Source organism: Streptomyces solicavernae (genome assembly GCF_029968095.1).
Lineage (GTDB): Bacteria > Actinomycetota > Actinomycetes > Streptomycetales > Streptomycetaceae > Streptomyces > Streptomyces solicavernae.
The window spans coordinates 38,546-60,063 of the sequence record NZ_JASCIR010000024.1 but is presented as its reverse complement, the minus strand read 5'-3'; the positions used below and the strand labels follow the sequence as shown (position 1 = coordinate 60,063).

General features: G+C 73.9%; 18 protein-coding genes. 5 read left to right on the top strand and 13 right to left on the bottom strand.

Going from position 1 to position 21,518, the window contains the following annotated elements; translation table 11 throughout:
* Positions 1-169: 169 nt before the first annotated feature.
* Positions 170-520: a hypothetical protein gene (locus QIS99_RS23780; RefSeq protein WP_408909617.1), complete on the bottom strand. Its 351-nt coding sequence runs from the start codon at positions 518-520 to the stop codon at positions 170-172.
* 289 nt (positions 521-809) lie between these two features.
* Here QIS99_RS23780 and QIS99_RS23775 point away from each other — a divergent pair, with 289 nt between their 5' ends.
* Positions 810-1,298: a phosphatase domain-containing protein gene (locus QIS99_RS23775; protein WP_282515651.1), complete on the top strand. Its 489-nt coding sequence runs from the start codon at positions 810-812 to the stop codon at positions 1,296-1,298.
* A gap of 217 nt (positions 1,299-1,515) precedes the next feature.
* On the opposite strand, the gene QIS99_RS23770 is transcribed toward QIS99_RS23775, so the two are convergent.
* The 7 genes from QIS99_RS23770 to QIS99_RS23740 all read right to left on the bottom strand — a co-directional run bounded on the left by QIS99_RS23770 (position 1,516) and on the right by QIS99_RS23740 (position 8,848).
* Positions 1,516-1,734 carry a dodecin gene (locus QIS99_RS23770; protein ID WP_282515650.1) on the bottom strand — a complete coding sequence of 73 codons (219 nt, stop codon included), beginning with the start codon at positions 1,732-1,734 and terminating at the stop codon, positions 1,516-1,518.
* A gap of 125 nt (positions 1,735-1,859) precedes the next feature.
* Positions 1,860-2,207 carry a PAS domain S-box protein gene (locus QIS99_RS23765; protein WP_282515649.1) on the bottom strand — a complete coding sequence of 116 codons (348 nt, stop codon included), beginning with the start codon at positions 2,205-2,207 and terminating at the stop codon, positions 1,860-1,862.
* A gap of 37 nt (positions 2,208-2,244) precedes the next feature.
* On the bottom strand, positions 2,245-3,207 hold the full coding sequence (gene egtD, locus QIS99_RS23760) for an L-histidine N(alpha)-methyltransferase (protein ID WP_282515648.1): 963 nt from the start codon (positions 3,205-3,207) through the stop codon (positions 2,245-2,247).
* Entirely contained in the window at positions 3,204-3,977 is a 774-nt protein-coding gene (egtC, locus tag QIS99_RS23755; RefSeq protein ID WP_282515647.1) for an ergothioneine biosynthesis protein EgtC, read from the bottom strand. The genes egtD and egtC overlap by 4 nt, the downstream gene beginning before the upstream one ends.
* Positions 3,977-5,323, bottom strand: coding sequence for an ergothioneine biosynthesis protein EgtB (egtB, locus tag QIS99_RS23750; protein WP_282515683.1), 1,347 nt, complete (start codon positions 5,321-5,323; stop codon positions 3,977-3,979). Before egtB ends, egtC begins: the two co-directional genes overlap by 1 nt.
* A gap of 8 nt (positions 5,324-5,331) precedes the next feature.
* Positions 5,332-6,612: an ergothioneine biosynthesis glutamate--cysteine ligase EgtA gene (egtA, locus tag QIS99_RS23745; protein ID WP_282515646.1), complete on the bottom strand. Its 1,281-nt coding sequence runs from the start codon at positions 6,610-6,612 to the stop codon at positions 5,332-5,334.
* Positions 6,613-6,829: 217 nt separating this feature from the next.
* The gene (locus tag QIS99_RS23740; RefSeq protein WP_282515645.1) at positions 6,830-8,848 is read right to left on the bottom strand and encodes a serine/threonine-protein kinase; all 2,019 of its coding nucleotides are present in this window, start codon (positions 8,846-8,848) and stop codon (positions 6,830-6,832) included.
* Between the two features lie 364 nt (positions 8,849-9,212).
* On the opposite strand from QIS99_RS23740, the gene QIS99_RS23735 reads away from it, so the two are divergent.
* Positions 9,213-11,588: an excinuclease ABC subunit UvrA gene (locus QIS99_RS23735; RefSeq protein ID WP_282515644.1), complete on the top strand. Its 2,376-nt coding sequence runs from the start codon at positions 9,213-9,215 to the stop codon at positions 11,586-11,588.
* Positions 11,589-11,757: 169 nt separating this feature from the next.
* Here QIS99_RS23735 and QIS99_RS23730 read toward each other — a convergent pair whose 3' ends face one another.
* Both QIS99_RS23730 and QIS99_RS23725 read right to left on the bottom strand, forming a co-directional pair.
* Positions 11,758-12,240, bottom strand: a complete 483-nt coding sequence (locus QIS99_RS23730) for a hypothetical protein (RefSeq protein ID WP_282515643.1) — start codon at positions 12,238-12,240, stop codon at positions 11,758-11,760.
* Between the two features lie 110 nt (positions 12,241-12,350).
* Positions 12,351-13,859, bottom strand: a complete 1,509-nt coding sequence (locus tag QIS99_RS23725; RefSeq protein WP_282515642.1) for an amidase — start codon at positions 13,857-13,859, stop codon at positions 12,351-12,353.
* 244 nt (positions 13,860-14,103) lie between these two features.
* On the opposite strand from QIS99_RS23725, the gene QIS99_RS23720 reads away from it, so the two are divergent.
* Both QIS99_RS23720 and QIS99_RS23715 read left to right on the top strand, forming a co-directional pair.
* Positions 14,104-15,246 carry a LacI family DNA-binding transcriptional regulator gene (locus QIS99_RS23720; protein ID WP_408909616.1) on the top strand — a complete coding sequence of 381 codons (1,143 nt, stop codon included), beginning with the start codon at positions 14,104-14,106 and terminating at the stop codon, positions 15,244-15,246.
* 176 nt (positions 15,247-15,422) lie between these two features.
* Positions 15,423-16,859 carry a benzaldehyde dehydrogenase gene (locus tag QIS99_RS23715; protein ID WP_282515640.1) on the top strand — a complete coding sequence of 479 codons (1,437 nt, stop codon included), beginning with the start codon at positions 15,423-15,425 and terminating at the stop codon, positions 16,857-16,859.
* A gap of 92 nt (positions 16,860-16,951) precedes the next feature.
* Here QIS99_RS23715 and QIS99_RS23710 read toward each other — a convergent pair whose 3' ends face one another.
* The gene (locus QIS99_RS23710; protein WP_282515639.1) at positions 16,952-17,383 is read right to left on the bottom strand and encodes a thioredoxin family protein; all 432 of its coding nucleotides are present in this window, start codon (positions 17,381-17,383) and stop codon (positions 16,952-16,954) included.
* Between the two features lie 154 nt (positions 17,384-17,537).
* Between QIS99_RS23710 and QIS99_RS23705 the strand changes: the two genes are divergently transcribed.
* Complete coding sequence (locus tag QIS99_RS23705; protein ID WP_282515638.1) at positions 17,538-18,977, top strand: dihydrolipoyl dehydrogenase family protein; 1,440 nt, start codon at positions 17,538-17,540, stop codon at positions 18,975-18,977.
* Between the two features lie 53 nt (positions 18,978-19,030).
* Here the strand turns inward: QIS99_RS23705 and QIS99_RS23700 are convergent, their stop codons facing one another.
* Positions 19,031-20,566, bottom strand: a complete 1,536-nt coding sequence (locus tag QIS99_RS23700) for an aminobutyraldehyde dehydrogenase (RefSeq protein ID WP_282515637.1) — start codon at positions 20,564-20,566, stop codon at positions 19,031-19,033.
* A gap of 52 nt (positions 20,567-20,618) precedes the next feature.
* Complete coding sequence (gene dapA / locus QIS99_RS23695) at positions 20,619-21,518, bottom strand: 4-hydroxy-tetrahydrodipicolinate synthase (RefSeq protein ID WP_282515636.1); 900 nt, start codon at positions 21,516-21,518, stop codon at positions 20,619-20,621.

The window sequence follows — 21,518 nt, the reverse complement described above, 5'->3', positions numbered from 1 at the left end:
GGGGGCGGGGGCGTGGGGGCGTCGGGAGCGTCGGGAGCGTCGGGGACAAACTCCGCAATTCTAGGGCGTGCCCGACGTCACTGCATCGAGGACCGCCACCGCCGCAGCCCACCGGCCAGCAGCACCACCGGCCAGCAGCACCAGGGGGCCGCAAGGGCCACAGCCGCAGTCAGCCGGACAGTCCCGCGAGCCGGGCCAGGCGGCGGTACGAGTCCAGCATCCCGTCCCGGTCGTACGTGGACGTCGTCACCAGCACCTCGTCCGCGCCGCTCGCCACGATCACCTCGTCGAGCCCGGCGGCCACCTCGTCCTCGGTGCCGTGCAGTTGCCCGGCGATGCCCTGCTCGTAGAACTCCCGCTCCTTCGGAGTCATGTCGCGTGCCTCGATCTCCTCGGCCGGGGCGAGCGGCGGGAAGACGCCGTGGGTGCGGGAGTACGCCATCGACCAGGCCTCGGGGATCAGCAGCCGGCGCGCCGACGCCCTGTCGGCGGCCACGGCGACGGTGCCGGCGATGATCACGTACGGCTCGTCGGCCCAGTCGGACGGCTTGAACCCGGCGCTGTGATGCTCGGATACCCATGCGCGAACGCCCCGGTGGCGCGGAGCGCGGCGGGCGCGCCCTGGCCCTGCAGGGTGCGGGAGCGGTCGAGTACGGAGAACCGGGTCCTGGCGAGTACGGAGGCCGGGGTCGAGGTCGGGGCCGAGGTCGAGGTCGGGGTCGGGGTCGAGGTCGGGGTCGGTGAGGTCACGGCCCGTACAACGCGGGACGCCTGCGCCTGCTTCCCGAAGGGCTCGTTACGCTGGCCGGATGGACCACGCACCCCGCCCGGTCGCCGTGTTCGACGTCGACAACACCCTCGCCGGCACCGCGCACCGCCAGCACTTCCTGGAGGGCAGGCCGCGCGACTGGAGCGGCTTCTTCGCGGCCGCGCCGGACGACCCGCCGCTCGCCGAGGGCATCGCCCTGGTCCGTACGCACGCCGAGCAGTGCGAGATCCAGTACCTGACGGGCCGGCCCGAGCGCTGCCGCGCCGACACCGAGGCCTGGCTGGAGCGGCACGGGCTGCCCGCCGGGCGCATCTGGATGCGGCGCGACAGCGACCGCAGGCCGGCCCGGCACACCAAGCTGGACGTGCTGCGCCGGCTGGCCCGCGCCCGCGAGGTGCGGGTGTTGGTCGACGACGACGAGCTGGTCTGCGAGGCCGCGCGGCAGGCGGGCTTCCGGGTCGTACGGGCCGCGTGGGCGGACCCGTCGGCGGAGCTGAAGGATGCGCAGGAGCGGGAGGGGCGGACGTGAGGCGGGAGGGGCGGACGTGAGGCGGGGGAGGCGGACGTGAGGCGGGGGAGGCGGGGCTGAGGCTTGAGGCAGGGCTGAGGCGGGGTTGCGGTCCCGCACCGTTGGCTCGGGCACCCTCGGTCGCCCTGCGGGCTCGTCCTCAAGCGCCGGACGGGCTGGTTTTCTCAGCCACACATGTCACAGCCCCGCGCAGCCTGTCCGGCGTTCGAGGGGAAGGTCAGCCCTCCGCCTCCTCCATGCGGAAGCCGACCTTGAGGCCGACCTGGTAGTGCTCGATCTGACCGTCGACGATATGGCCGCGGACCTGGGTCACCTCGAACCAGTCGAGGCCGCGCACCGTCTGTGCGGCGCGGGCGATGCCGTTGCGGATGGCCTGGTCGACGCCCTCCTGCGAGGTGCCGACGATCTCGGAGACCCGGTACGTGTGGTCGGACATGGCGGCCGCACTCCTTTCGCTTGGTCACACGCGTGATGACTTCACCACCGTGCCCCAGGGGGCGACGGGCCGCGAGGCGACGGCGGGCCGAGGGCGGCCCGGCCCTGGGACGATGCCGGGACAAGTCAGCCGAACGGCCGTACCCCCGTGCTCCCCTCGCTCGCGTAGATCCCCATCGCACCCAGCGCCGCCCCGAGCCCGTCGCACAGCACCAACAGCCGCCCCGCGAACAGCCGTTCCGCGCCGTCGGCGCAGTGGACCGGCAGGTCGGCCGCCATGTCCTTGATCTCCGGGTGGGCCATGGCGCGCCGGAACCCCGCCCAGTGCGCCTCGCGCAGCCGCTCGGGGACCAGCAGGTCGAGGGTGCGGCCCACGGCATCCGGCGCGGAGTGGCCGAACAGCCGCTCCGCGCCGTCGCTCCACTGCGTGATCGTCCCCTGCACATCGGCGACGACGATCGCGTGATACGTCATACGTCCAGTGCAGCACGCGTACGGCGGGGCCGCCCCCTCACGCCACCCGCGACAGCGACAGCGCGAACCGGCCCGCGTCGTCCGTCCACCAGTGCGCCGGCGTCAGGCCCGCCGCAAGCAGCTCGGCCCGCACACCGGCCTCCCGGAACTTCGCCGAGACCTCCGTGCGCAGCTCCTCGCCCGCCGCGAAGTCCACCGCGAGCTCCAGGGCGGGGATCTTCACGGAGAGGTCGGTGCGGGCCCGCAGCCGCATCTCGATCCACTCCTCCCGCGGGTCCCAGCGGGCCACGTGCGTGAACGCGTCCGGGTCGAAGTCGGCGCCCAGCTCGCGGTCGATGACGTTCAGGACGTTCTTGTTGAACTCCGCCGTCACCCCCGCCGCGTCGTCGTACGCCGCCACCAGCGTCCCCTCGTCCTTCACGAGGTCGGTGCCGAGCAGCAGCGCGTCGCCCGGCGAGAGGAGCGCCCGTACCGACGCGAGGAACGCCGCGCGCTCCGCGGGCAGCAGGTTGCCGAGGGTGCCGCCGAGGAACGCCACCAGGCGCGGCCCCGGCGTGGCGGGCAGGGCGAGCGGGGCGGTGAAGTCGGCGATCAGGGCGTGCACGGCAAGGCCCGGGTGCTCCGCGCGCAGCGCCTCGGCGGCCTGCCGCAGCGCGCTCTCGCTGACGTCGACCGGCACGTACATCGCCAACTCGGCCAGGGAGTCCAGGAGATGGCGGGTCTTGTCGGACGAGCCGGAGCCCAGCTCGATCAGGGTACGGGCCCCGGTGGCGGCCGCGATCTCCTCCGCGCGGGTCAGCAGGATCTCCCGCTCGGCGCGGGTCGGGTAGTACTCCGGCAGGGTCGTGATCTCGTCGAACAGCTCGCTGCCGCGCGCGTCGTAGAACCACTTCGGCGGCAGCGTCTTCGGCGAGGCGGTCAGGCCGGTGAGGACGTCGGCGCGCAGTGCGGCGCCGGTGGCGTCCTCGGGCAGGGTGCGGGTGAACTGCAGCGTGCTCACGCCATCGGCTCCTTCGGCTCCGGGTCCTTCAGCGGGGTCAGCAGTACTTCGGTGCGGCTCGCGGTCAGCAGCGTCCGGTCGGGCGCCTCGCACCACTCGGGCGCGTCGTCGTAGGGCTCGGAGGCGACGACCGTACGGCCGCCGGCCGGCTCGTGCCGGTACCAGAGGCTGTCGCCCCAGGCCGTCGCGGCGATCTCGGTGCCGTCCGTCACCAGCAGGTTGAGGCGCGAGCGCGGCGCGGCGGCCGCGACCTCCGTGACGGTGTCCGCCAGTGCCTGCGGCAGTGCGTCGCCCGACCGCAGCCGGTGCAGCAGCAGCGCCCACACGAGCGCCGAGTCGCAGCGCGCCTCCAGGGCGAGCAGTTCCTCGGCGGGCAGGCAACGGGCTTGCTCCGCAAGGGAGTCGGGCCAGCCCGCCACCATCCCGTTGTGGCTGAACAGCCACGGCCCGTACGCGAACGGGGCCGCCGCGGCCTCCCCGTCCGCGCCCGCGCGCGTCGCGTCCCGCACCGCCGCGAGGAACGCGCCGCTGCGCACCACCCGCACCAGGTCCGCGAAGGACTCGTCGCCCCACACGGGCCCGGCACGCCGGTACCGGGCCGGCACCGGATCTCCGTCCGCGTACCAGCCCACCCCGAACCCGTCGGCGTTGACTGTCCCGTGCCGCTGCCGGCGCGGCGCCCAGGACTGCACGTAGAGGCTGTGCGGCGGACGTACGAGGAGTTCGCCGAGGGGTTCCGGCGGGCCCAGGCAGGCGAGGTGACGGCACATCAGCGCACCACCGCCCCGGCCGTCCCGGCCGCCTCGTCCACGCGCGCGTCCCGCGCCGTGCGGAAGCCGGAGAAGATCTGCCGCCGCACCGGATGGTCCCAGTTGCGGAACGTGCCCCGGCACGCCACCCGGTCCACGGCGAACGAGCCGCCGCGCAGCACCTTGTGGTCGCCGCCGAAGAACACCTCCGAGTACTCGCGGTACGGGAACGCCGCGAACCCCGGGTAGGGCAGGAAGTCGCTCGCCGTCCACTCCCACACGTCGCCGATCAACTGCCGTACGCCCAAAGGTGACTGGCCCGCCTCGTACGCGCCCGCCGGGGCCGGGCGGAGGTGGCGCTGGCCGAGGTTGGCGTGGTCCGGGGCCGGGTCTGCGTCGCCCCACGGGTAGCGGCGGGAGCGGTCGGCGGACGGGTCGTGCCGGGCGGCCTTCTCCCACTCGGCCTCGGTGGGAAGCCGGCGCCCCGCCCAGCGGGCGTACGCGTCCGCCTCGTACCAACTCACGTGCAGCACCGGCTCGTCGGGCGGCACCGGCTCCGTCACCCCGAAGCGGCGGCGCAGCCACTGCCCGCCCTCGCGCCGCCAGAACAGCGGCGCCACGAGACCGTGCTCGCGCACGTGCGCCCATCCCGCCGGGTCCCACCAGCGCGGCTCGTCGTACCCGCCGTCCGCCAGGAACTCCAGATACGCGCCGCACGTCACCGGCGTCGTGTCGATCCAGTACGCGGCCACCTCGCGGCGGTGCGCCGGGCGCTCGTTGTCCAGGGCCCACGGCTCGGTCGACGTGCCCATGGTGAACGGGCCGCCGGGGACCAGGACCTCACGGGCCGCGGGTGGCTGCCGCACCGGCTCCGGGTCGGGGGCCGTGAGCGCGGCCGGGCCCTTGCGGAGCTGGTGCGTGATCAGCATCGTCTCGTCGTGCTGCTGCTCGTGCTGCGCGATCATGCCGAACGCGAACGCCGCGTCCACCAGCGCCGAGCCGCGCAGCGCGCTGGTGTCCAGGACGTCCAGGGCCCGGCCGCGCACCTCCGCCGCGTACCGGTGTGCCTCGTCCGGCGGAAGCAGCGGCAGCGAGGGGCGCTCCGCGCGCGGGTGTTCGAACGCGTCGTACACCGAGTCGATCTCCGGCCGCATCGCCTCGCGCCCGGCGACGGCGCGAAGCAGCCACTGCTCCTCCTGGTTGCCGATGTGCGCGAGGTCCCACACGAGGGGCGACATCAACGGCGAGTGCTGTGCGGTCAGTTCGGCCTCGTCCACGCAGGTGGTGAGCAGCCGGGTGCGGTCCCGCGCGGTGGTCAGGGCGGCGCGGGCGGCGGTGCGCAGCGCCTCCTCGTCGGGCGGGTCCATGGGGGTGTTCAAGGTGTCCTCCCGGTCACTTCGTCGAGCAGGTCGTCGGCCGGGCAGCGGCCCCGCGCGACATGGCGCTCCGCGAACGCGCCGACGGCGTCCACGACCGCGTCCGGTGCGCCGCGCCGGGGCAGCGCCTCCAGGGCGGCGGCGAAACAGTCCTCGGCGGCCTCGCGCAGCTCCGGGTCGGCGAGGCCGTGCCGGGCGGCGTCCAGCCACAGCGGGCTGCGCGGGGCGGCCGCGCCGTCCTCGCCCGCGGCCCGTTCGGCCAGCGGTTTCACGGTGCGGTACGCCCGCTCCGCGGCCTGCGGGTCCTCGAACAGCGCCTCGGTCACGGCGAGCGGTACGAGCCAGCCGTCCCGGCCGGGCTGCGCGTCGATCATGCGCAGCTCCAGATGGCCGCGCGGCCTGACCGGCGGGAACAGCGTCGTCAAGTGGTAGTCGAGGTCGGCGCGGGTCGGCGGCCGGGGCAGCGCGCCGCCGCGCAGCCAGTCCCGGAAGCTGACCCGCTCCGGCACCAACCACGGCCCCTCGGGCGTACGGACGCACATCACCGGCGCGTCCAGGGCGTGCCGCACCCACGCGTCGCGCGGCTCGGCGGCCTCCAGGGGAGCGGCGCTGCGGCCCGGCTCGATCGCCGCCCACACCGCCTGCCGGGTGGACCGCCAGCCCGTCGGACGGCCCCGGTCGAGCGGGGAGTTGGCGAACGCGGCGACCAGGACCGCGCCGAGCAGATGGGCCAGGCGCCAGCGCCGCCCGTGCCCGAGGGGGCCCGGTTCCTCGTACCCGGCGTCGAGGCAGACCTGCACCGAGGCCGTCGAGCACATCATGGCCCGCCCGGCAGGACCGGTGCGGTCGAAGTACCGCTCCATCGCGATGTAGCGGGCGTCGTCGAGGAGGCGGCGCGGCGGGTGCCAGGGGTCCTGGCCGAGTCCGGAGAGGCCGAGCCCCAGGGCGTCCAGTTCGCTGCGGGCGAGGCGGAGGTCGGCGGAGACGGAGGCGACGCACTCCGTCAGCGATGCGGCGGGCAGCGAGCTCAGCTCCAGCTGGCCGCCGGGTTCGACCGTCAGGGCCGAACGCAGGGGCAGGGCGCGCAGTGCGGCGGCGGCCGCCGCGGACCGTTCGGGGGGTACGGGGCGTCGGGGGGCGTGCACCTCGTGGACGAGCCACTCCAGTTCCACGCCCACTCTTCGGGGCGGTCCGGTCTTGAAGCAGATGCCGTGGACGAGCGCCTCCACCTCGTCCTCGGACACCAGCGTGTCGTGCTCCGTACAGTCGGCCTCACTCATGGCCGGTTCCTCCTGTTCGAAGGCGTCGGGGCGTCGGGCCCTTGGGGCCTTGGGGCCTTGGGGGTGACCTCCGTGAGCGGGCGCGCACGCGGGCGTACGGACGCCGCCCCGGAAGACGCACCCGTCCACCCAAGACCCTCGCGCCGGTCCGCACAAGGGCGCCCCGGCGGCGGCCGGCCGCTGTTGCCGGTCTGTTGGAGGTGGCGCGGCCCGGCGTTCAGGCGCGCTTGTAGTCGTAGCCGTTGGTGTTCGGGGCGCCTGAGCCGCGCTGGATCCCGCTTCCGTTCACAGCGAAGTACGACGGGTCCAGGGTCTTGTAGCAGGAGTACGGGGCGCCACTGCTGGTCAGCGTCGCCGTGCCGATGTCGATCCGGGTGTTCTGGTTGGACTTGGACGTCACCTTCGCCGTGTACACGCACGCCTTGCCGTTCACTTCCTCGACCATGCGCACCGAGCCGCTCGCGTGGATCGTGACGGTGTCGGGCTGGCCGTTGTAGTCGAGGGACTCGGCGTACCTCCAAGTGTCGACGAAGAACTCGGGCACCGCACCTCCGCCTCCACCTTCGCCTCCGCTGCCGCCACCGGAGCCGTCGGACGAGCCGGAGCCGCCGTCGTCCCCCGACCCGGAGTCACTGCCCGTGGACGTTCCGGAGCCGGCGCCGCCTTCGCCCGCACCGTCGTCCGCCGCGCCGCCCGCGGAGCCCGCGGAGCCCTGGCCGGAGGCGCCCGCGGAGTCGGCCGAGCCCTTGCCGCCGTCGCCGGAGCCGCCGCCGTCCTTGCCGCCCTTGTCCTCGTCCTTACCCTCGTCACTCTCGTCCTTGTCCTCCCCCGACGGTGAACTGCTGGGCCCGGACGGCGAGTCGGGCCCCGAGGAGGCCGCCGGGCCGCCCTTCGGGGGTGCCGCGTTGTCGTCGGAGCCGCCGAAGGGCTGGAGCAGGGCAAGGCTGCCGCCGCCCAGCGCGAGGACCGCGAGCACCGACAGGGCGAGCGTCCGGAGACGGCGCCCCCGCCCGCGCTCCTCCTCGCGCCGACCCACCGGGCCGGCCTCGGCCTTCGGCTCAGGCCCGGCCGCGCCCGAGGGCCTGGAATCGGCCCCGGCCCCGGCCCCGGCCCCGGCCTCGGCCCCGGCCCCGGCCTCGGCCCCGGCCTCGGCCCCGGCCTCGGCCCCGGCGTCCGCCTCCGCCTTCGGTCCGCCGAGGTGGGCCGTCTCCCGGTCGACGGGCGGCGGGGCCGTCTCCCGGTCGACGGGCGGTGCCCCGGCCGCGGGCTCCTCGCGGGCCGGGGTGGCGACCTCCGCGTCCAGGAGCCGGGCCGCCTGCTGCGCGAGATGCGTGACGACCGCGCCCGGCAGCTCCGTACCGGACGGCACCGCCGCGCGCCGCTCCTCGTCCGCCAACAGCGCGGCCACATCGGGCCGTTCGGCGACGTCCTTCGTCAGGCAGCGGGCGACGAGGGCACGCAGCCGCTCGTCCTTCAGCCGCCCGAGCTTCGGCTCGCCCTCGACGATCCGGTACATCACGGCGTGCTGGTTACTGGCCCCGTGGCCGAACGGCAGCACGCCCGTGGCCGCGTACATCAGCAGGCAGCCCAGCGCGAACACGTCGCACTTCGGGCCGGAGCCCTCGCCCAGGATCTGCTCCGGCGCCATGAAGCCCGGCGAGCCGATCACCATGCCGGTGCTGGTCAGCATCGACTCGACGTCGGTCTGTACGGCACGGGCGATGCCGAAGTCGATGACGCGCGGCCCGTCCACGGTCAGCATCACGTTGGACGGCTTGAGGTCCCGGTGCACGATCCCGGCGCCGTGGATGTCCTCCAGGGCGCGCAGCATGCCGTCGCCGAGCGCGTGCACGGCCTGCGCGGGAAGCGGGCCATGGCCCCGTACCACCTGCTCCAGGGAGAGCCCGGGCACGTACCCCGTGGCGACCCAGGGGAGCCGGGCGTCCGGGTCGGAGTCCAGGACGGGCGCGGTGTGGCGGGCGCCGACCTTGCGGGCCGCGCCGATCTCACGCCGGAACCGCGCCCGGAACTGGCCGTCCTCGACGTGCTCCTCGTGCACCACCTTCACCGCGACCGTACGGCCGCTCCCGGCCCGCGCCAGGTACACCCGCCCCATGCCGCCCGCGCCGAGCCGGCCGAGCAGCTGATAGGGGCCGATGTGGGCCGGATCGGCCGTGGTGAGTGGCTTGATACCGCCCTCGACGTTGTCGTCGCCCCCGCCGGTCGCACTCGTCATCGCGGTCTGATCCCCTTGGTCGTCCGGCCCGGTGCCGTGGCCGCCCGTCTGCGTCAGCGGTGTGCACGGCGCGCACACCGAAGGTCACGACGCGTACGACGGCCGTCCGGTTCTGCCCAACTCGGAGCATGCGGGCGGTGGTTCGAAGATGAGCGGTGGTCACTTTACGACGTAACGGCGGCGTACGGCGATCACGGTCGCGCGTTCCGACGGGGACGGGCAGGCCCGCGCCCGAGGCCCGCTGCGGACGGGGGCCCTCCGGTCAGGATCGGAGAAGCACGGGCCGCGCCCCGCCTCTAATGTGACTGCCATGAGGAGCCGGGTCGCGCAGGCGGCGCCGCGGACGGACGGAGACACGAGAACCATGGCAAAGACCGAGCTGCACGCGGCCGACCGCCACGACCTGATCCGGGTGCACGGCGCGCGCGAGAACAACCTCAAGGACGTCAGCATCGAGATCCCCAAGCGCCGCCTCACGGTGTTCACGGGCGTCTCCGGGTCCGGCAAGAGCTCCCTGGTCTTCGACACCATCGCCGCCGAGTCCCAGCGGCTGATCAACGAGACGTACAGCAGCTTCGTCCAGGGCTTCATGCCGACCCTCGCCCGCCCCGAGGTGGACGTCCTCGACGGCCTCACCACCGCGATCATCGTCGACCAGCAGCGCATGGGCTCCGACCCGCGCTCCACCGTCGGCACGGCCACCGACGCCAACGCGATGCTCCGCATCCTCTTCAGCCGCCTCGCCAAGCCGCACGTCGGCCCGCCCGGCGCGTACTCCTTCAACACCGCGTCCGTCTCCGCCAGCGGCGGCCTCCGGGTGGACAAGGGCGCGGGCAAGACCAGGACGGAGAAGGTCACCTTCAGCCGCACCGGCGGCATGTGCACCCGCTGCGAGGGCCGCGGCGCGGTCTCCGACATCGACCTCACGCAGCTGTACGACGACTCCAAGTCGCTCGCCGAGGGCGCCTTCACCATCCCCGGCTGGAAGTCCGACAGCCAGTGGACCGTGCAGGTCTACGCCCAGTCCGGCTTCGTCGACCCGGACAAGCCGATCGCCCAGTACACCAAGAAGGAGCTGCAGGCCTTCCTGTACGGGGCGCCGGTCAAGGTCAAGGTCAACGGCGTCAACCTCACGTACGAAGGTCTGATCCCCAAGATCCAGAAGTCGTTCCTGTCCAAGGACAAGGAGTCGATGCAGCCGCACATCCGGGCCTTCGTGGAGCGCGCCGTCACCTTCACCACCTGCCCCGAGTGCGACGGCACCCGCCTCAGCGAGGCCGTCCGCGCCTCCAAGTACAAGCGGAAGAGCATCGCCGACGTCTGCGCGATGGAGATCCGCGACCTCGCCGAGTGGGTGCGCGGCATCAAGGAGCCCTCCGTCGCACCGCTGATCGAGGCGCTGCAGCAGAACCTCGACTCGTTCGTGGAGATCGGGCTCGGCTATCTCTCCCTCGACCGGCCCTCCGGCACCCTCTCCGGCGGCGAGGCGCAGCGCGTCAAGATGATCCGGCACCTCGGCTCCTCGCTCACCGACGTCACGTACGTCTTCGACGAGCCCACGATCGGACTGCACCCGCATGACATCCGCCGCATGAACGACCTGCTGCTCCGCCTCCGCGACAAGGGCAACACGGTCCTCGTCGTCGAGCACAAGCCGCAGACCATCGCGATCGCCGACCACGTGGTCGACCTCGGCCCCGGCGCCGGTTCGGAGGGCGGCACGGTCTGCTTCGAGGGCACCGTGGACGGCCTGCGCGCCGGTTCCACCGTCACCGGGCGCCATCTGGACGACCGGGCGGCGGTCAAGGACACGGTGCGCAAGGCGGACGGGGCGCTGGAGATCCGCGGGGCCACCGAGCACAACCTGCGCAAGGTCGACGTGGACGTGCCGCTTGGTGTGCTCTGCGTCGTCACCGGAGTCGCCGGTTCCGGCAAGAGCTCGCTGATCCACGGCTCCGTCCCGGCCTCCGCGAACGTGGTGTCCGTCGACCAGACCCCGATCCGCGGCTCGCGGCGCAGCAACCCCGCCACGTACACCGGTCTCCTGGAGCCCATCCGCAAGGCCTTCGCCAAGGCCAACGGCGTGAAGCCCGCGCTGTTCAGCGCCAACTCCGAGGGTGCGTGCCCGACTTGCAACGGCGCGGGCGTCATCTACACCGACCTGGCGATGATGGCCGGGGTGTCCACGCCGTGCGAGGAGTGCGAGGGCAGGCGTTTCCAGGCCTCGGTCCTGGAGTACCGCTTCGGCGGCCGCGACATCAGCGAGGTCCTGAGGATGTCGGTCGCCCAGGCCGAGGAGTTCTTCGCCTCCGGCGAGGCCCGCATCCCCGCCGCGCACAAGATCCTGGAACGCCTCGCCGACGTCGGCCTCGGCTACCTCACCCTCGGCCAGCCCCTCACCACGCTCTCCGGCGGCGAGCGCCAACGCGTCAAGCTGGCCACGCACATGGCGGACAAGGGCGGCGTCTACATCCTGGACGAGCCCACGACCGGCCTCCACCTCGCCGACGTGGAACAACTCCTCGCCCTCCTCGACCGCCTGGTCGACTCCGGCAAGTCGGTCATCGTCATCGAGCATCACCCGGCGGTCATGGCCCACGCCGACTGGATCATCGACCTCGGCCCCGGCGCGGGCCACGACGGCGGCAAGGTGATCTTCGAGGGCACACCGGCGGACCTGGTCGCGCAGGGGGCGACGCTTACGGGCGAGGCGTTGGCGGATTACGTGGGGGGCCGCTGACGGGGGGCTGGGCCCGTCGCCTCGTCGCCTCGTCGCCCCGTCGCCTCGTCGCCTCGTCGCCTCGTCGCCCCGTCCTCCGTCCCCCGTTGCCCGGACCGAACGCGGACGCGCCGCGGCCCGGGCGCGCGCCGACTCGCGCCCGGGCCGCGGCACATCCGCCGTGTGCGGATCACCAGGGGTAGTACTGCTTGTTGCCCGCCTTGCAGGTGTTGTTGGGCCCCCACTCGTTCTTGCACACGACGGCGCGTGCCCACTTCACGTTCTTGCCGATCTTCCACGTCCGGTTGTTGTACGAGTCGCCGCCGTTGGTGCACCAGTCGTCCTGCGCCAGATTCACCTTGTACGTCGTGCCGTCGGTGGTCCTGGCGTGCAGCTGGACGTAGACCTCCTTGCTGTCGCAGCTCTTGTCCTTCGCGTACGAGTCGATGTTGGCGAACGTGCCGCGGTGCCCCTTGATGTACGTCCACTTGACCTTGCCGTAGCCCCAGCTCTCCGACTCGGCGGAGCTGACCCGCTTCTTGGCGGCCGCGACGGCGGTGGTCGTGTCGGGTGCGGGCCGGGCGGAGGCGGTGGCCGTTGCTCCGGTGGCGAGCAGTGCGGCGCCTGCCACGCCGATGAGTGCTGTCCTGACGGTGCGGGTGCTGGTGAACATGGTTCCCCCGAGAGGTACTGGGTCGGTCGACTTCCGGTGATGACGTTGCCAGCCGTCCCGCCTCGTGGAGAAGAACTTTCGGCCCACACCGAAAGCGACGTTCGCCTTCGTCAGCCTGCCGCCTCGGCCCCCACAGCCCCCGGCCACCGCTCGAACCACCGCTGGTCGTCCTCCAGTTGGGAGGCGAGCGAGACGAGCAGGGGTTCGCTGTGCGCCGGGCCGAGGAGCTGCGCGCCGAGCGGCAGGCGGCCGGGGGCGAAGCCCGCGGGGACGTTGACGCCGGGCCAGCCGAGGACGTTCCAGGGCCAGGCGTACGGGCACGCCGCGATCATCGCCCGGTCCGTGGCAACGCCGTTCATCGCCGCGAGGGTGCCGACGCGGGGCGCCGGAGTGGCGGTGGTCGGCGCGAGCACCACGTCGTAGCGGCGGAACACCGCGCCGACCCGGCGGTGCAGCGTGGCCTCGGCGCGCCGGGCCCAGCGCAGCGGCGCCCCGCCGAGCGCGCGGCCGAGCCGGGCCGCATCCCGGGTGCGCGGGTCGAGCAGCGCCCGGTCCGGCACGCGGTCGGCCCACTCGGCGATCCCGGCCGTCGCGCGCGGCACGAAGGTCAGCCCGATCGGGCCGTACGCCGGATCCGCCTCCTCGACCTCGTGGCCCAGGGCGGCCAGCCGCTCGGCGAGCGCGTGCACCGCCGCCCGGACGACCGGCTCCAGCCTCTTCGGGGTGGCCGTGAACGGCATCCGGGTCGACAGGGCGATACGCAGCCGGCCCGGGTCGCGGCCGACCGCGTCGCTCAGGCGCAGCGCGGGCGGCCGGTGCAGGTCGCCCTCGTGGCCGCCGCTCGCGCAGTCGAGGAGCAACGCCGCGTCCCCGACGGTCCTGGCCAGCGGGCCGTTGACGGTGATCCCCTGGAACGCCTCCGGTTCCGGCCAGGTGGAGATGCGGCCGCGCTGCGGCTTGATGCCGACCAGATGCGTCCAGGCCGCGGGGATGCGCACCGAGCCCGCGCCGTCCGAGCCGAGCGCCGCCGGTACGAGGCCCGCGGCCACCGCCGCCGCCGAGCCGCCGGACGAACCGCCGGGTGTGTGCCGGGTGTTCCACGGGTTGCGGGTGTCGCCGAACGCGGGCCCCTCGGTGAACGGCCACTGCCCCAGCTCGCACGCGTTGGCCTTGCCGACGATCACCGCACCCGCCGCGCGCAGCCGCCGTACCGCCTCCGCGTCCGCCGCCTTGGCCGGGAAGTCGCCGCCGCAGCCGAAGGCCGTCGGGGTGCCCGCCACGTCCATGTCGTCCTTGACCGCGACCGGCACGCCGAGCAGCGGCAGGCGCTCGCCCGCGGCGAGCCGGGCGTCGGCGTCCTCGGCCTCGGCGAGCGCGGCCTCGGAGCGCAGCAGACGGAAGGCGTTCAGCGTCGGCTGGGTGGCCTCGATCCGGGCCAGCGCGCGCTCGACCAGCTCCCGCGACGACACGTCCCCGTCGGCCAGCGCCCGCGCGCTGCCCGCGAGGCCCGCGGAGCGGCAGGGCGGCGGGGGACTCGCGTGGCTCGCCTGGTCCGGCTGACTCGGCTGACTCCGCTGACTCCGCTGACTCGGCGGGTTTGCGTGGCTCGCGTGGCTCATGTGTGGGGGGGGGAACCTCTCCGCTGCTCGTACTCGTCTGCTCGCACTCGTCTGCTCGTACTCGTTGCTCGTACTCGTCAGTACGCACGAACCGTAGCGGTGCCGGACGGAAATCGGTATGCGTGGCCGGGAGTTGGGGCGGACCGGGCCGGACGGCGTGTCGGCGCAGGTCGCGGCAGGGTGACCGGGGGTACGGGGTACCGGCCCGTGGCGTCCGGGCGCCGTCTGCGAGGATGCGGGCGTCATGGCGCAGATACCGGAGCAGCAGTCACCAGCAACGCGGCCGTCACCGACACGACAGTCGGCAGCCCAGCAGTCGGCAGCCCAGCAGTCGGCACCCCAGCAGGCGACAGCGCAGCCGGGGGCGCGAGGTGCCGCGCCGGGCGCCGCCGCGCCCGTGCCGACCAGTGCCGACGTCGCCCGCCTCGCCGGCGTCTCGCGGGCCACCGTCTCGTACGTCCTGAACAACGCCACCGCCGTACGGATCAGCGAGCCGACCCGGCAGCGCGTCCAGGAGGCCGCCGACGAGCTGGGCTACGTGCCGCACGCCGCTGCCCGCAGCCTGCGCGCCGGGCACAGCCGGATGGTGCTCATGCCCACGCCGACCATGCCCATGGGCGCCCTCTACAGTCATGTCTTCAACGAACTCCAGTGGGCGCTGCGCCGGCTCGACTACACGGTCGTGCAGTTCGGCAGCCTCGGCATGAGCGGCGACGAAGCGGCCCGCGCCTGGGCCGAGCTGCGGCCGGTCGCCGTTCTCGCACCCGGAGACGGCACGCTCACCCCGCGCGGCGTGCATGTGCTCAAGCGCTCCGGCGCGAAGGCCGTCGTGACCCTCGGTCCGCAGCGCGTGGAGGGGGCGCACGCGCTGCTCATGGACCAGCGCGCCGTCGGCCGGTGCGCGGGCGCGCACCTCCTCGACCGGGGGCGCACCCGCATCGGCGTGGTCGTGCCGCGCGAACCCGGCTACGAGACCTTCTCCGCGCCCCGCCTCGCGGGCCTCCGTGCCGCCACCGAGACCCGCGCGGACGCCCGTGTCGTCCCCCTGGAACTCGGCTACGACGAACCGTCGGCGGCCGAACTCGTCGCGCGCTGGCGGCAGTTGGGGCTCGACTCGGTCTTCGCGTACAACGACGAGTACGCGATGCTGCTGCTCCGCGCCCTGCAGGACGCGGGCGTCGACGTGCCCGGCGAGACCGCCGTCATGGGCGCCGACGACCTGCTGCTCGGCCGTCTCCTGCGGCCCCGCCTGAGCACCGTCCGGATGGAGCTGCCCTCGGGGCAACGGCTCGCGGAGCTCGTCGACCGGGCGGTCCGCGACCCCGCCGGTGCCCCCGAGGTGCACCCGCTCCTCGGAACCGAGGCCGTGCCCAGGGAGTCCACCTGAGCCCGCCGCCGCGCCGCCAACCGGGACGTGGCCCGGCAACTCCCCTTGGTCGTACGGGAGTTGAGCGCTGCTCGGCAGGCGGGCGCAGGGCTTGACTCCCGTACCCCATGGTTAGGATGTTGCATCCTGAACCAACTTGTTGCACGCAGAGCGTCGACGTCGAACGGAGACCCGGCATGCCCCTGCTCGACCCGAAGACCTGGCAGCCCCACCCGCTGCGCGGCGGCGCGCACACCGTCACGGAACCGGCGACGGGCGAGGACCTCGGGACGCTCGACCTCGCCGACGGCGACGACGTCACGGCGGCCGCCGAGGCCGCGCAGGCCGCGCAGCGCGCCTGGGCCGCCACGCCCCACTTCGAGCGGGCCGCCGTGCTGCGCCGGGCCGGCGACCTGTTCACCGAGCATGCCGACGAGCTCCGCGAGTGGCTGGTCCGTGAGTCCGGATCGGTCCCCGGCAAGGCCGGCTTCGAGCTGCACGTCGCCGCCCAGGAGTGCTACGAGGCCGCCGCCCTCGCCTCACGCCCCACCGGCCAGGTGCTGCCCAGCGAGGCGCCCCGGCTCTCGTACACGCGGCGCGTCCCGGTCGGCGTGACCGGCGTGATCGCCCCGTTCAACGCCCCGCTGATCCTCTCCATCCGCTCCGTCGCCCCCGCCCTGGCCCTCGGCAACGCCGTCCTCCTGAAGCCCGACCCGCGCACCGCGGTCTGCGGCGGCCTCGCGCTCGGCGCGGTGTTCGCCGCGGCCGGGCTGCCGGAGGGCCTGCTGCACGTACTGCCCGGCGGTGCCGCGGCCGGGCAGGCGCTGGTCGCGGACCCGCGCGTGCCCGTCATCTCCTTCACCGGCTCGACCGCCGCCGGACGTGCCGTCGGTGAGGCCGCGGGCCGCCATCTCAAGCGCGCCCACCTGGAGTTGGGCGGAAACTCGGCCCTCGTCGTCCTCGCCGACGCCGACCTGGACGCGGTCATCTCCACCGCCGCCTGGGGCTCCTTCTTCCACCAGGGCCAGATCTGCATGACGACAGGCCGCCACCTCGTGCACGCCTCGCTCTACGACGCGTACGTGGAACGCCTCGCCGCCAAGGCCGACTCGCTCGCCGTCGGCGACCCGCACCGCGACCCCGTGCACCTCGGCCCGCTCATCGACTCCGGCCAACTCGCCAAGGTGCACGGCCTGGTGGAGGCCTCCACCGCGAGCGGCGCCCGGCTCGCCGCGGGCGGCAGCCACGTCGGCCTGTGCTACCGGCCGACGGTCCTCGCCGACGTCTGCGACGACACGCCCGCATACCGTGAGGAGGTCTTCGGGCCGGTCGCGCCCGTACGCGCCTTCCGCACCGAGGACGAGGCCGCCGCCCTCGCCGCCGCGAGCCCGTACGGCCTCTCCCTCGGCATCGTCACCCGCGACACCGCCCGCGGCCTGGCCCTCGCCGACGGCATCCCGACCGGCATCGCGCACATCAACGACCAGACGGTCAACGACGAGGCCGTCGCGCCCTTCGGCGGCATCGCGGCCTCCGGCACCGGTGCGCGGTTCGGCGGCGAGGCCAACGTGGAGGCGTTCACCGAGCTGCGCTGGACAACGGTGCGGGGGGACGCGGCGACGTACCCGTTCTGAGCCGTTCCCATCCGTTCTGCTGCCGATCGCGTCCCGAACGCACGAGTGCCGGGCCCGGAGCATGTCCCCCGACCCGGCACTCGTACGACGGCTCACGCCTCGGGCTGCTGCCCCGGCTGGCCCGGCCCGCCCTGCTGGCCCGGCTGGCCCTGCTGAGCCTCCTTGGCCTGTTCCTGGGCGATCTGCTGGCGCACCTCGTCCATGTCGATGTTCCTGGCCTGGCCGATCACGTCCTCCAGGGCGTCCTCGGGCAGCGCACCGGGCTGCGCGAAGATCGCGACCTTGTCCCGGATGATCGCCAGCGTCGGGATCGACTGGATGCCGAAGGCCTGCGCGAGCTCCGGCTGCGCCTCGGTGTCGACCTTGCCGAAGACGAGGTCCGGGTGACGCTCGGACGCACCCTCGTAGACCGGGCCGAACTGGCGGCAAGGACCGCACCAGGACGCCCAGAAGTCGATGAGGACGAAATCGTGCTCCGTGACGATCTCGTCGAAGTTCTCCTTGGTGAGTTCCCGGGTGCTCAAGTTGACCTACCTCTTCGCGGTCGGATGCGTCGTACTGCCCGCACAACGGCGCGGGTCAGCTCCCTATTCCTGGGCCCGCGGGCCCCCGGAACGCGGGACACCGATGCCCCTGCCCCTGTGGCCCGCGCGCACACATGCGGGAAGACTGGCCTCCATGGGACAGCCACACGCAACAGCAGCCACCGAGTACGACGTCGTCGTCCTGGGCGCGGGCCCGGTCGGCGAGAACGTCGCCGAGCGCACCCGCGCGGCGGGCCTCAGCACCGCGATCGTGGAGAGCGAACTCGTCGGCGGCGAATGCTCCTACTGGGCGTGCATGCCGAGCAAGGCACTGCTGCGCCCCGTCATCGCGCGCGCGGACTCCCGCCGCGTGCCGGGCCTGCGCCAGGCGGTGCAGGTCCCCCTCGACGCGCCCGCGGTCCTCGCCCACCGCGACGCGTTCACGAGCAACTGGAAGGACGACGGCCAGGTGGGCTGGCTCGACTCCATCGGCGTGCGCCTCTACCGCGGCGAGGGCAGGCTCGACGGCCCGAAGCAGGTCAAGGTCACGTCCGCCGAGGGCGAGCACCACACCCTGAAGGCCCGGCACGCGGTCGCCGTCTGCACCGGCAGCCGCGCCGCCCTGCCCGACCTGCCGGGACTGCCCGGCGCCCGCGCCTGGACCAGCCGCGAGGCGACCAGCGCGCACGCCGTGCCCGCGCGGCTCGCGGTGGTCGGCGGCGGCGTCGTCGGCACCGAGATGGCCACGGCCTGGCAGGGCCTCGGCGCGCAGGTCACGATGCTCGTACGCGGCGAGGGCCTGCTGCCCAGGATGGAGCCGTTCGCCGGCGAGCTGGTCGCGGACGCGCTGCGCGAGGCGGGCGCGGAGGTGCGTACCGGCGTCTCCGTCACCTCGGTGTCCCGCGACGGCGACACCGTCACGCTCACCCTCGACGACGGCTCGAAGGTCGAGGCCGACGAGGTCCTCTTCGCCACCGGCCGCGCTCCGCGCACGGACGGCATCGGCCTCGCATCGGTGGGCCTCGCCGACGGCTCGTGGCTGAGCGTGGACGACAGCTGCCGGGTGGAGGGCAGCAGCTGGCTGTACGGGGTCGGCGACGTCAACCACCGCGCGCTCCTCACCCACCAGGGCAAGTACCAGGCCCGCATCGCCGGCGCCGCGATCGCCGCCCGCGCGTCCGGCACGCCGATCCTGGAGACCGACCGCTGGGGCGCCCACGCGGCCACCGCGGACCACGCCGCCGTACCCCAGGTCGTCTTCACGGACCCGGAGGTCGCCGCGGTCGGCCTCTCCGCCGCCGAGGCCGAGGCGGCCGGCCACCGGATCCGCGCCGTCGACTACGACATGGCGTCGGTGGCCGGCGCCGCCCTCTACGCCGACGGTTACACGGGCCGGGCCCGCATCGTCGTCGACCTGGACCGCGAAACCCTCCTCGGCGCGACCTTCGCCGGCCCGGGCGCGAGCGAGATGCTCCAGGCGGCCACGATCGCGATCGCGGGCGAGGTCCCGGTGGAACGCCTCTGGCACGCGGTGCCGGCGTACCCGACGGTGAGTGAGGTGTGGCTGCGGTTGCTGGAGAGTTATCGCGGCTGAGTACGGAGGGCAGCCCGACGCCGCCGCCGGCCTTTCGGCGGGCGGGTGGGGGTTCACCGCCCGTGGTGGTGCATCACATGCTTCGTACGGGAGTAGTCGTCGAGGGCGTACAGGGACAGGTCGCGGCCGTAGCCGGAGCCCTTGAAGCCGCCCCAGGGGACCTCGTTGGCGAGCGTGAGGTGGGCGTTGACCCACACCGTGCCGAAGTCCAGGCGGCCCGCGACGCGGTGGCTGCGGCGGGCGCTCTCCGTCCACACCGAGGCGGCGAGGCCGAAGGGCACGTCGTTGGCGCGGCGCACCGCCTCGTCCTCGTCGGTGAAGGTCTCCACGGTGACGACCGGACCGAAGACCTCCTCGCGGGCGATCTCCGCACCCTCGGGCACGTCCGTGAGCACGGTCGGGGCGACGAACCAGCCGGGCCCGTCGAGCGCGCCGCCGCCGGCCACCGCGCGGGCGCCCTTGGCGACGGCCCGCTCCAGGTGCGCGAGCACCCGGTCGTAGTGCGCCTTCGACACCAGCGAGCCCATCTCCACCTCCTCGCCCGCGCGCGGGTCGCCGACGACGATCTCGCCGACCTCGCGGACGAGTTCGGCCACGAACCGGTCCGCGACGCCGGCGTGCACCAGGACCCGGCAGCCGGCGCCGCACTCCTGCCCGGAGTTCCAGTAACCGGCGGTGCGCAGGGACGCGGCTGCGGCCTTCAGGTCGGCGTCCTCGAAGATCACCACCGGGGCCTTGCCGCCCAGCTCCAGGTGCACCCGCTTCAGCGTGTCCGCGGCGGTACGGGCCACGGCGCGGCCGCTGCCGACCGAACCGGTCAGGGCGACCAGCGCGATGTCCGGGTGCTCGGCGAGCCGGTGCCCGACCGTCGGACCGAGCCCCGTCACGACGTTCACGACACCGGGGGGCAGCAGGTCGCCGACCAGCTCCGCGAACTTCAGCGTCGTCAGCGGCGTCTGCTCGGACGGCTTGATGACCACGCTGTTGCCCGCCGCGAGCGACGGCGCGAGTTTCCAGGCGGCCATCATCAGCGGGTAGTTCCACGGCGTGACGACCCCGACGACCCCCAGCGGCTCGCGCAGGATCACCGACAGATGGCCGGCGGCGTACTCCCCGGCGGCCATGGACGTGGTCGCGCGCAGGGCGCCCGCCATGAAGCGGAACGTGTCGATGGTGCCGTCGACGTCGTCACGGGCGACGGCCAGCGGCTTGCCCGCGTTCGCCGTCTCCAGGCGTACGAGGACGTCTTTGTGCTCGGCGAGCCGGTCGGCGATCCGGTGCAGCAGCGCGGAGCGGTCGGACGGCACCACGCGGGCCCACTGCTCCTGCGCGGCGAGCGCGGCCCGCACCGCCCGGTCGACGTCGGCGGCGCCGCCCTCGGGGACGCGGGCGATGACCTCCTCCGTGCACGGGTCGACGATGTCGGTGAACTGCTCGTGCCGCGCGTCCGGGAAGGCGCCGTCGACGAAGGGGCCGTCGACGAAGGCGCCGTCGATGAAGGCGCCGTCGATGTAGTGGCGGGCCGGCGGCAGGTCGCCCTCCCGGAGGAGGGGAGCCGGGTCGGCGGGGCGGCGGACGGGTGCGGTCATGGGGTGACTTCCTTACGTCGTGGGCCAGTTGGGTCGGTGACCGGTCCCCGCGTTACCGGGCGGCCGTCAGCTCGGGCAGGTCCTCCAGCGCCGCAGCGATCCGCGTACGCGTCTCCGCGTCCACCGGCAGCAGCGGCTCGCGCGGCCCGCCGACCGGCAGGCCGATCTCCTCCAGGGCGGCCTTCACGGCGGGGATGAAAGCGGCCGACATCAGGGTGTCCATCAGCGGGTAGATCCGCGCCCACAGCTCGCGCGCCCCGGCCAGGTCGCCCGCCGTCAAGGCCCGGTGCACGGCGACGAGTTGGGCGGGCATGACGTTCGCCGTACCGGCCATCACACCGGCCGCGCCCTCGGAGACTGCGGCGAGCAGCAGGGCGTCCCAGCCGATGAACGTGGAGATGACGTCGCCGTGGTGGTGGATCAGCTTCCCGGCCTGCGTCATGTCGCCGGTGGTGTCCTTGATGTAGCGGATGTTCCGGTGCTTGCGGGCGAGCGCGCCGACCGTGTCCGGGTCGAGGTTGACGCCGGTGGCGCCCGGGAGGTTGTAGAGCATGACCGGGATCTGCACGGAGTCGGCGACCGTACGCAGGTAGCGCAGCGTCTCGTCCAGGGTCAGCGGCTCGTAGTACGGGGTGACGACCATCAGGACGTCGGCCCCGGCATCCTCGGCGTGCCGCGAGAGCGCGACGGCCTCGCGGGTGGAGACGGCGCCCGTCTGCGCGATGACGGGGACACGGCCCGCGGTCTGGTCGATGACGGTCTCGACGAGCAGGCGCCGCTCGTCCCCGGTCATGGCCGCGAACTCGCCGGTGGAGCCGCAGGCGACGACGCCGTCGACCCCGCCGTTCACGCTCCGGTCCACGAGCCGCCGCAGCAGCTTCTCGTCGATCGCGCCGTCCGGCGAGAAGGGGGTGGCGAGGGCCGTGAGGATGCCGTTGAGGTGCGAAGCCAT

Coding starts and splice junctions, on each gene's coding strand:
- QIS99_RS23775 (WP_282515651.1), top strand. CDS start 810: ATGGACCACGCACCCCGCCCGGTCGCCGTGTTCGACGTCGACAACACC.
- QIS99_RS23770 (WP_282515650.1), bottom strand. CDS start 1,734: ATGTCCGACCACACGTACCGGGTCTCCGAGATCGTCGGCACCTCGCAG.
- QIS99_RS23765 (WP_282515649.1), bottom strand. CDS start 2,207: ATGACGTATCACGCGATCGTCGTCGCCGATGTGCAGGGGACGATCACG.
- egtC (WP_282515647.1), bottom strand. CDS start 3,977: ATGTGCCGTCACCTCGCCTGCCTGGGCCCGCCGGAACCCCTCGGCGAA.
- egtB (WP_282515683.1), bottom strand. CDS start 5,323: ATGGACCCGCCCGACGAGGAGGCGCTGCGCACCGCCGCCCGCGCCGCC.
- egtA (WP_282515646.1), bottom strand. CDS start 6,612: ATGAGTGAGGCCGACTGTACGGAGCACGACACGCTGGTGTCCGAGGAC.
- QIS99_RS23740 (WP_282515645.1), bottom strand. CDS start 8,848: ATGACGAGTGCGACCGGCGGGGGCGACGACAACGTCGAGGGCGGTATC.
- QIS99_RS23735 (WP_282515644.1), top strand. CDS start 9,213: ATGGCAAAGACCGAGCTGCACGCGGCCGACCGCCACGACCTGATCCGG.
- QIS99_RS23730 (WP_282515643.1), bottom strand. CDS start 12,240: ATGTTCACCAGCACCCGCACCGTCAGGACAGCACTCATCGGCGTGGCA.
- QIS99_RS23725 (WP_282515642.1), bottom strand. CDS start 13,859: ATGAGCCACGCGAGCCACGCAAACCCGCCGAGTCAGCGGAGTCAGCGG.
- QIS99_RS23720 (WP_408909616.1), top strand. CDS start 14,104: ATGGCGCAGATACCGGAGCAGCAGTCACCAGCAACGCGGCCGTCACCG.
- QIS99_RS23715 (WP_282515640.1), top strand. CDS start 15,423: ATGCCCCTGCTCGACCCGAAGACCTGGCAGCCCCACCCGCTGCGCGGC.
- QIS99_RS23705 (WP_282515638.1), top strand. CDS start 17,538: ATGGGACAGCCACACGCAACAGCAGCCACCGAGTACGACGTCGTCGTC.
- QIS99_RS23700 (WP_282515637.1), bottom strand. CDS start 20,566: ATGACCGCACCCGTCCGCCGCCCCGCCGACCCGGCTCCCCTCCTCCGG.
- dapA (WP_282515636.1), bottom strand. CDS start 21,518: ATGGCTTCGCACCTCAACGGCATCCTCACGGCCCTCGCCACCCCCTTC.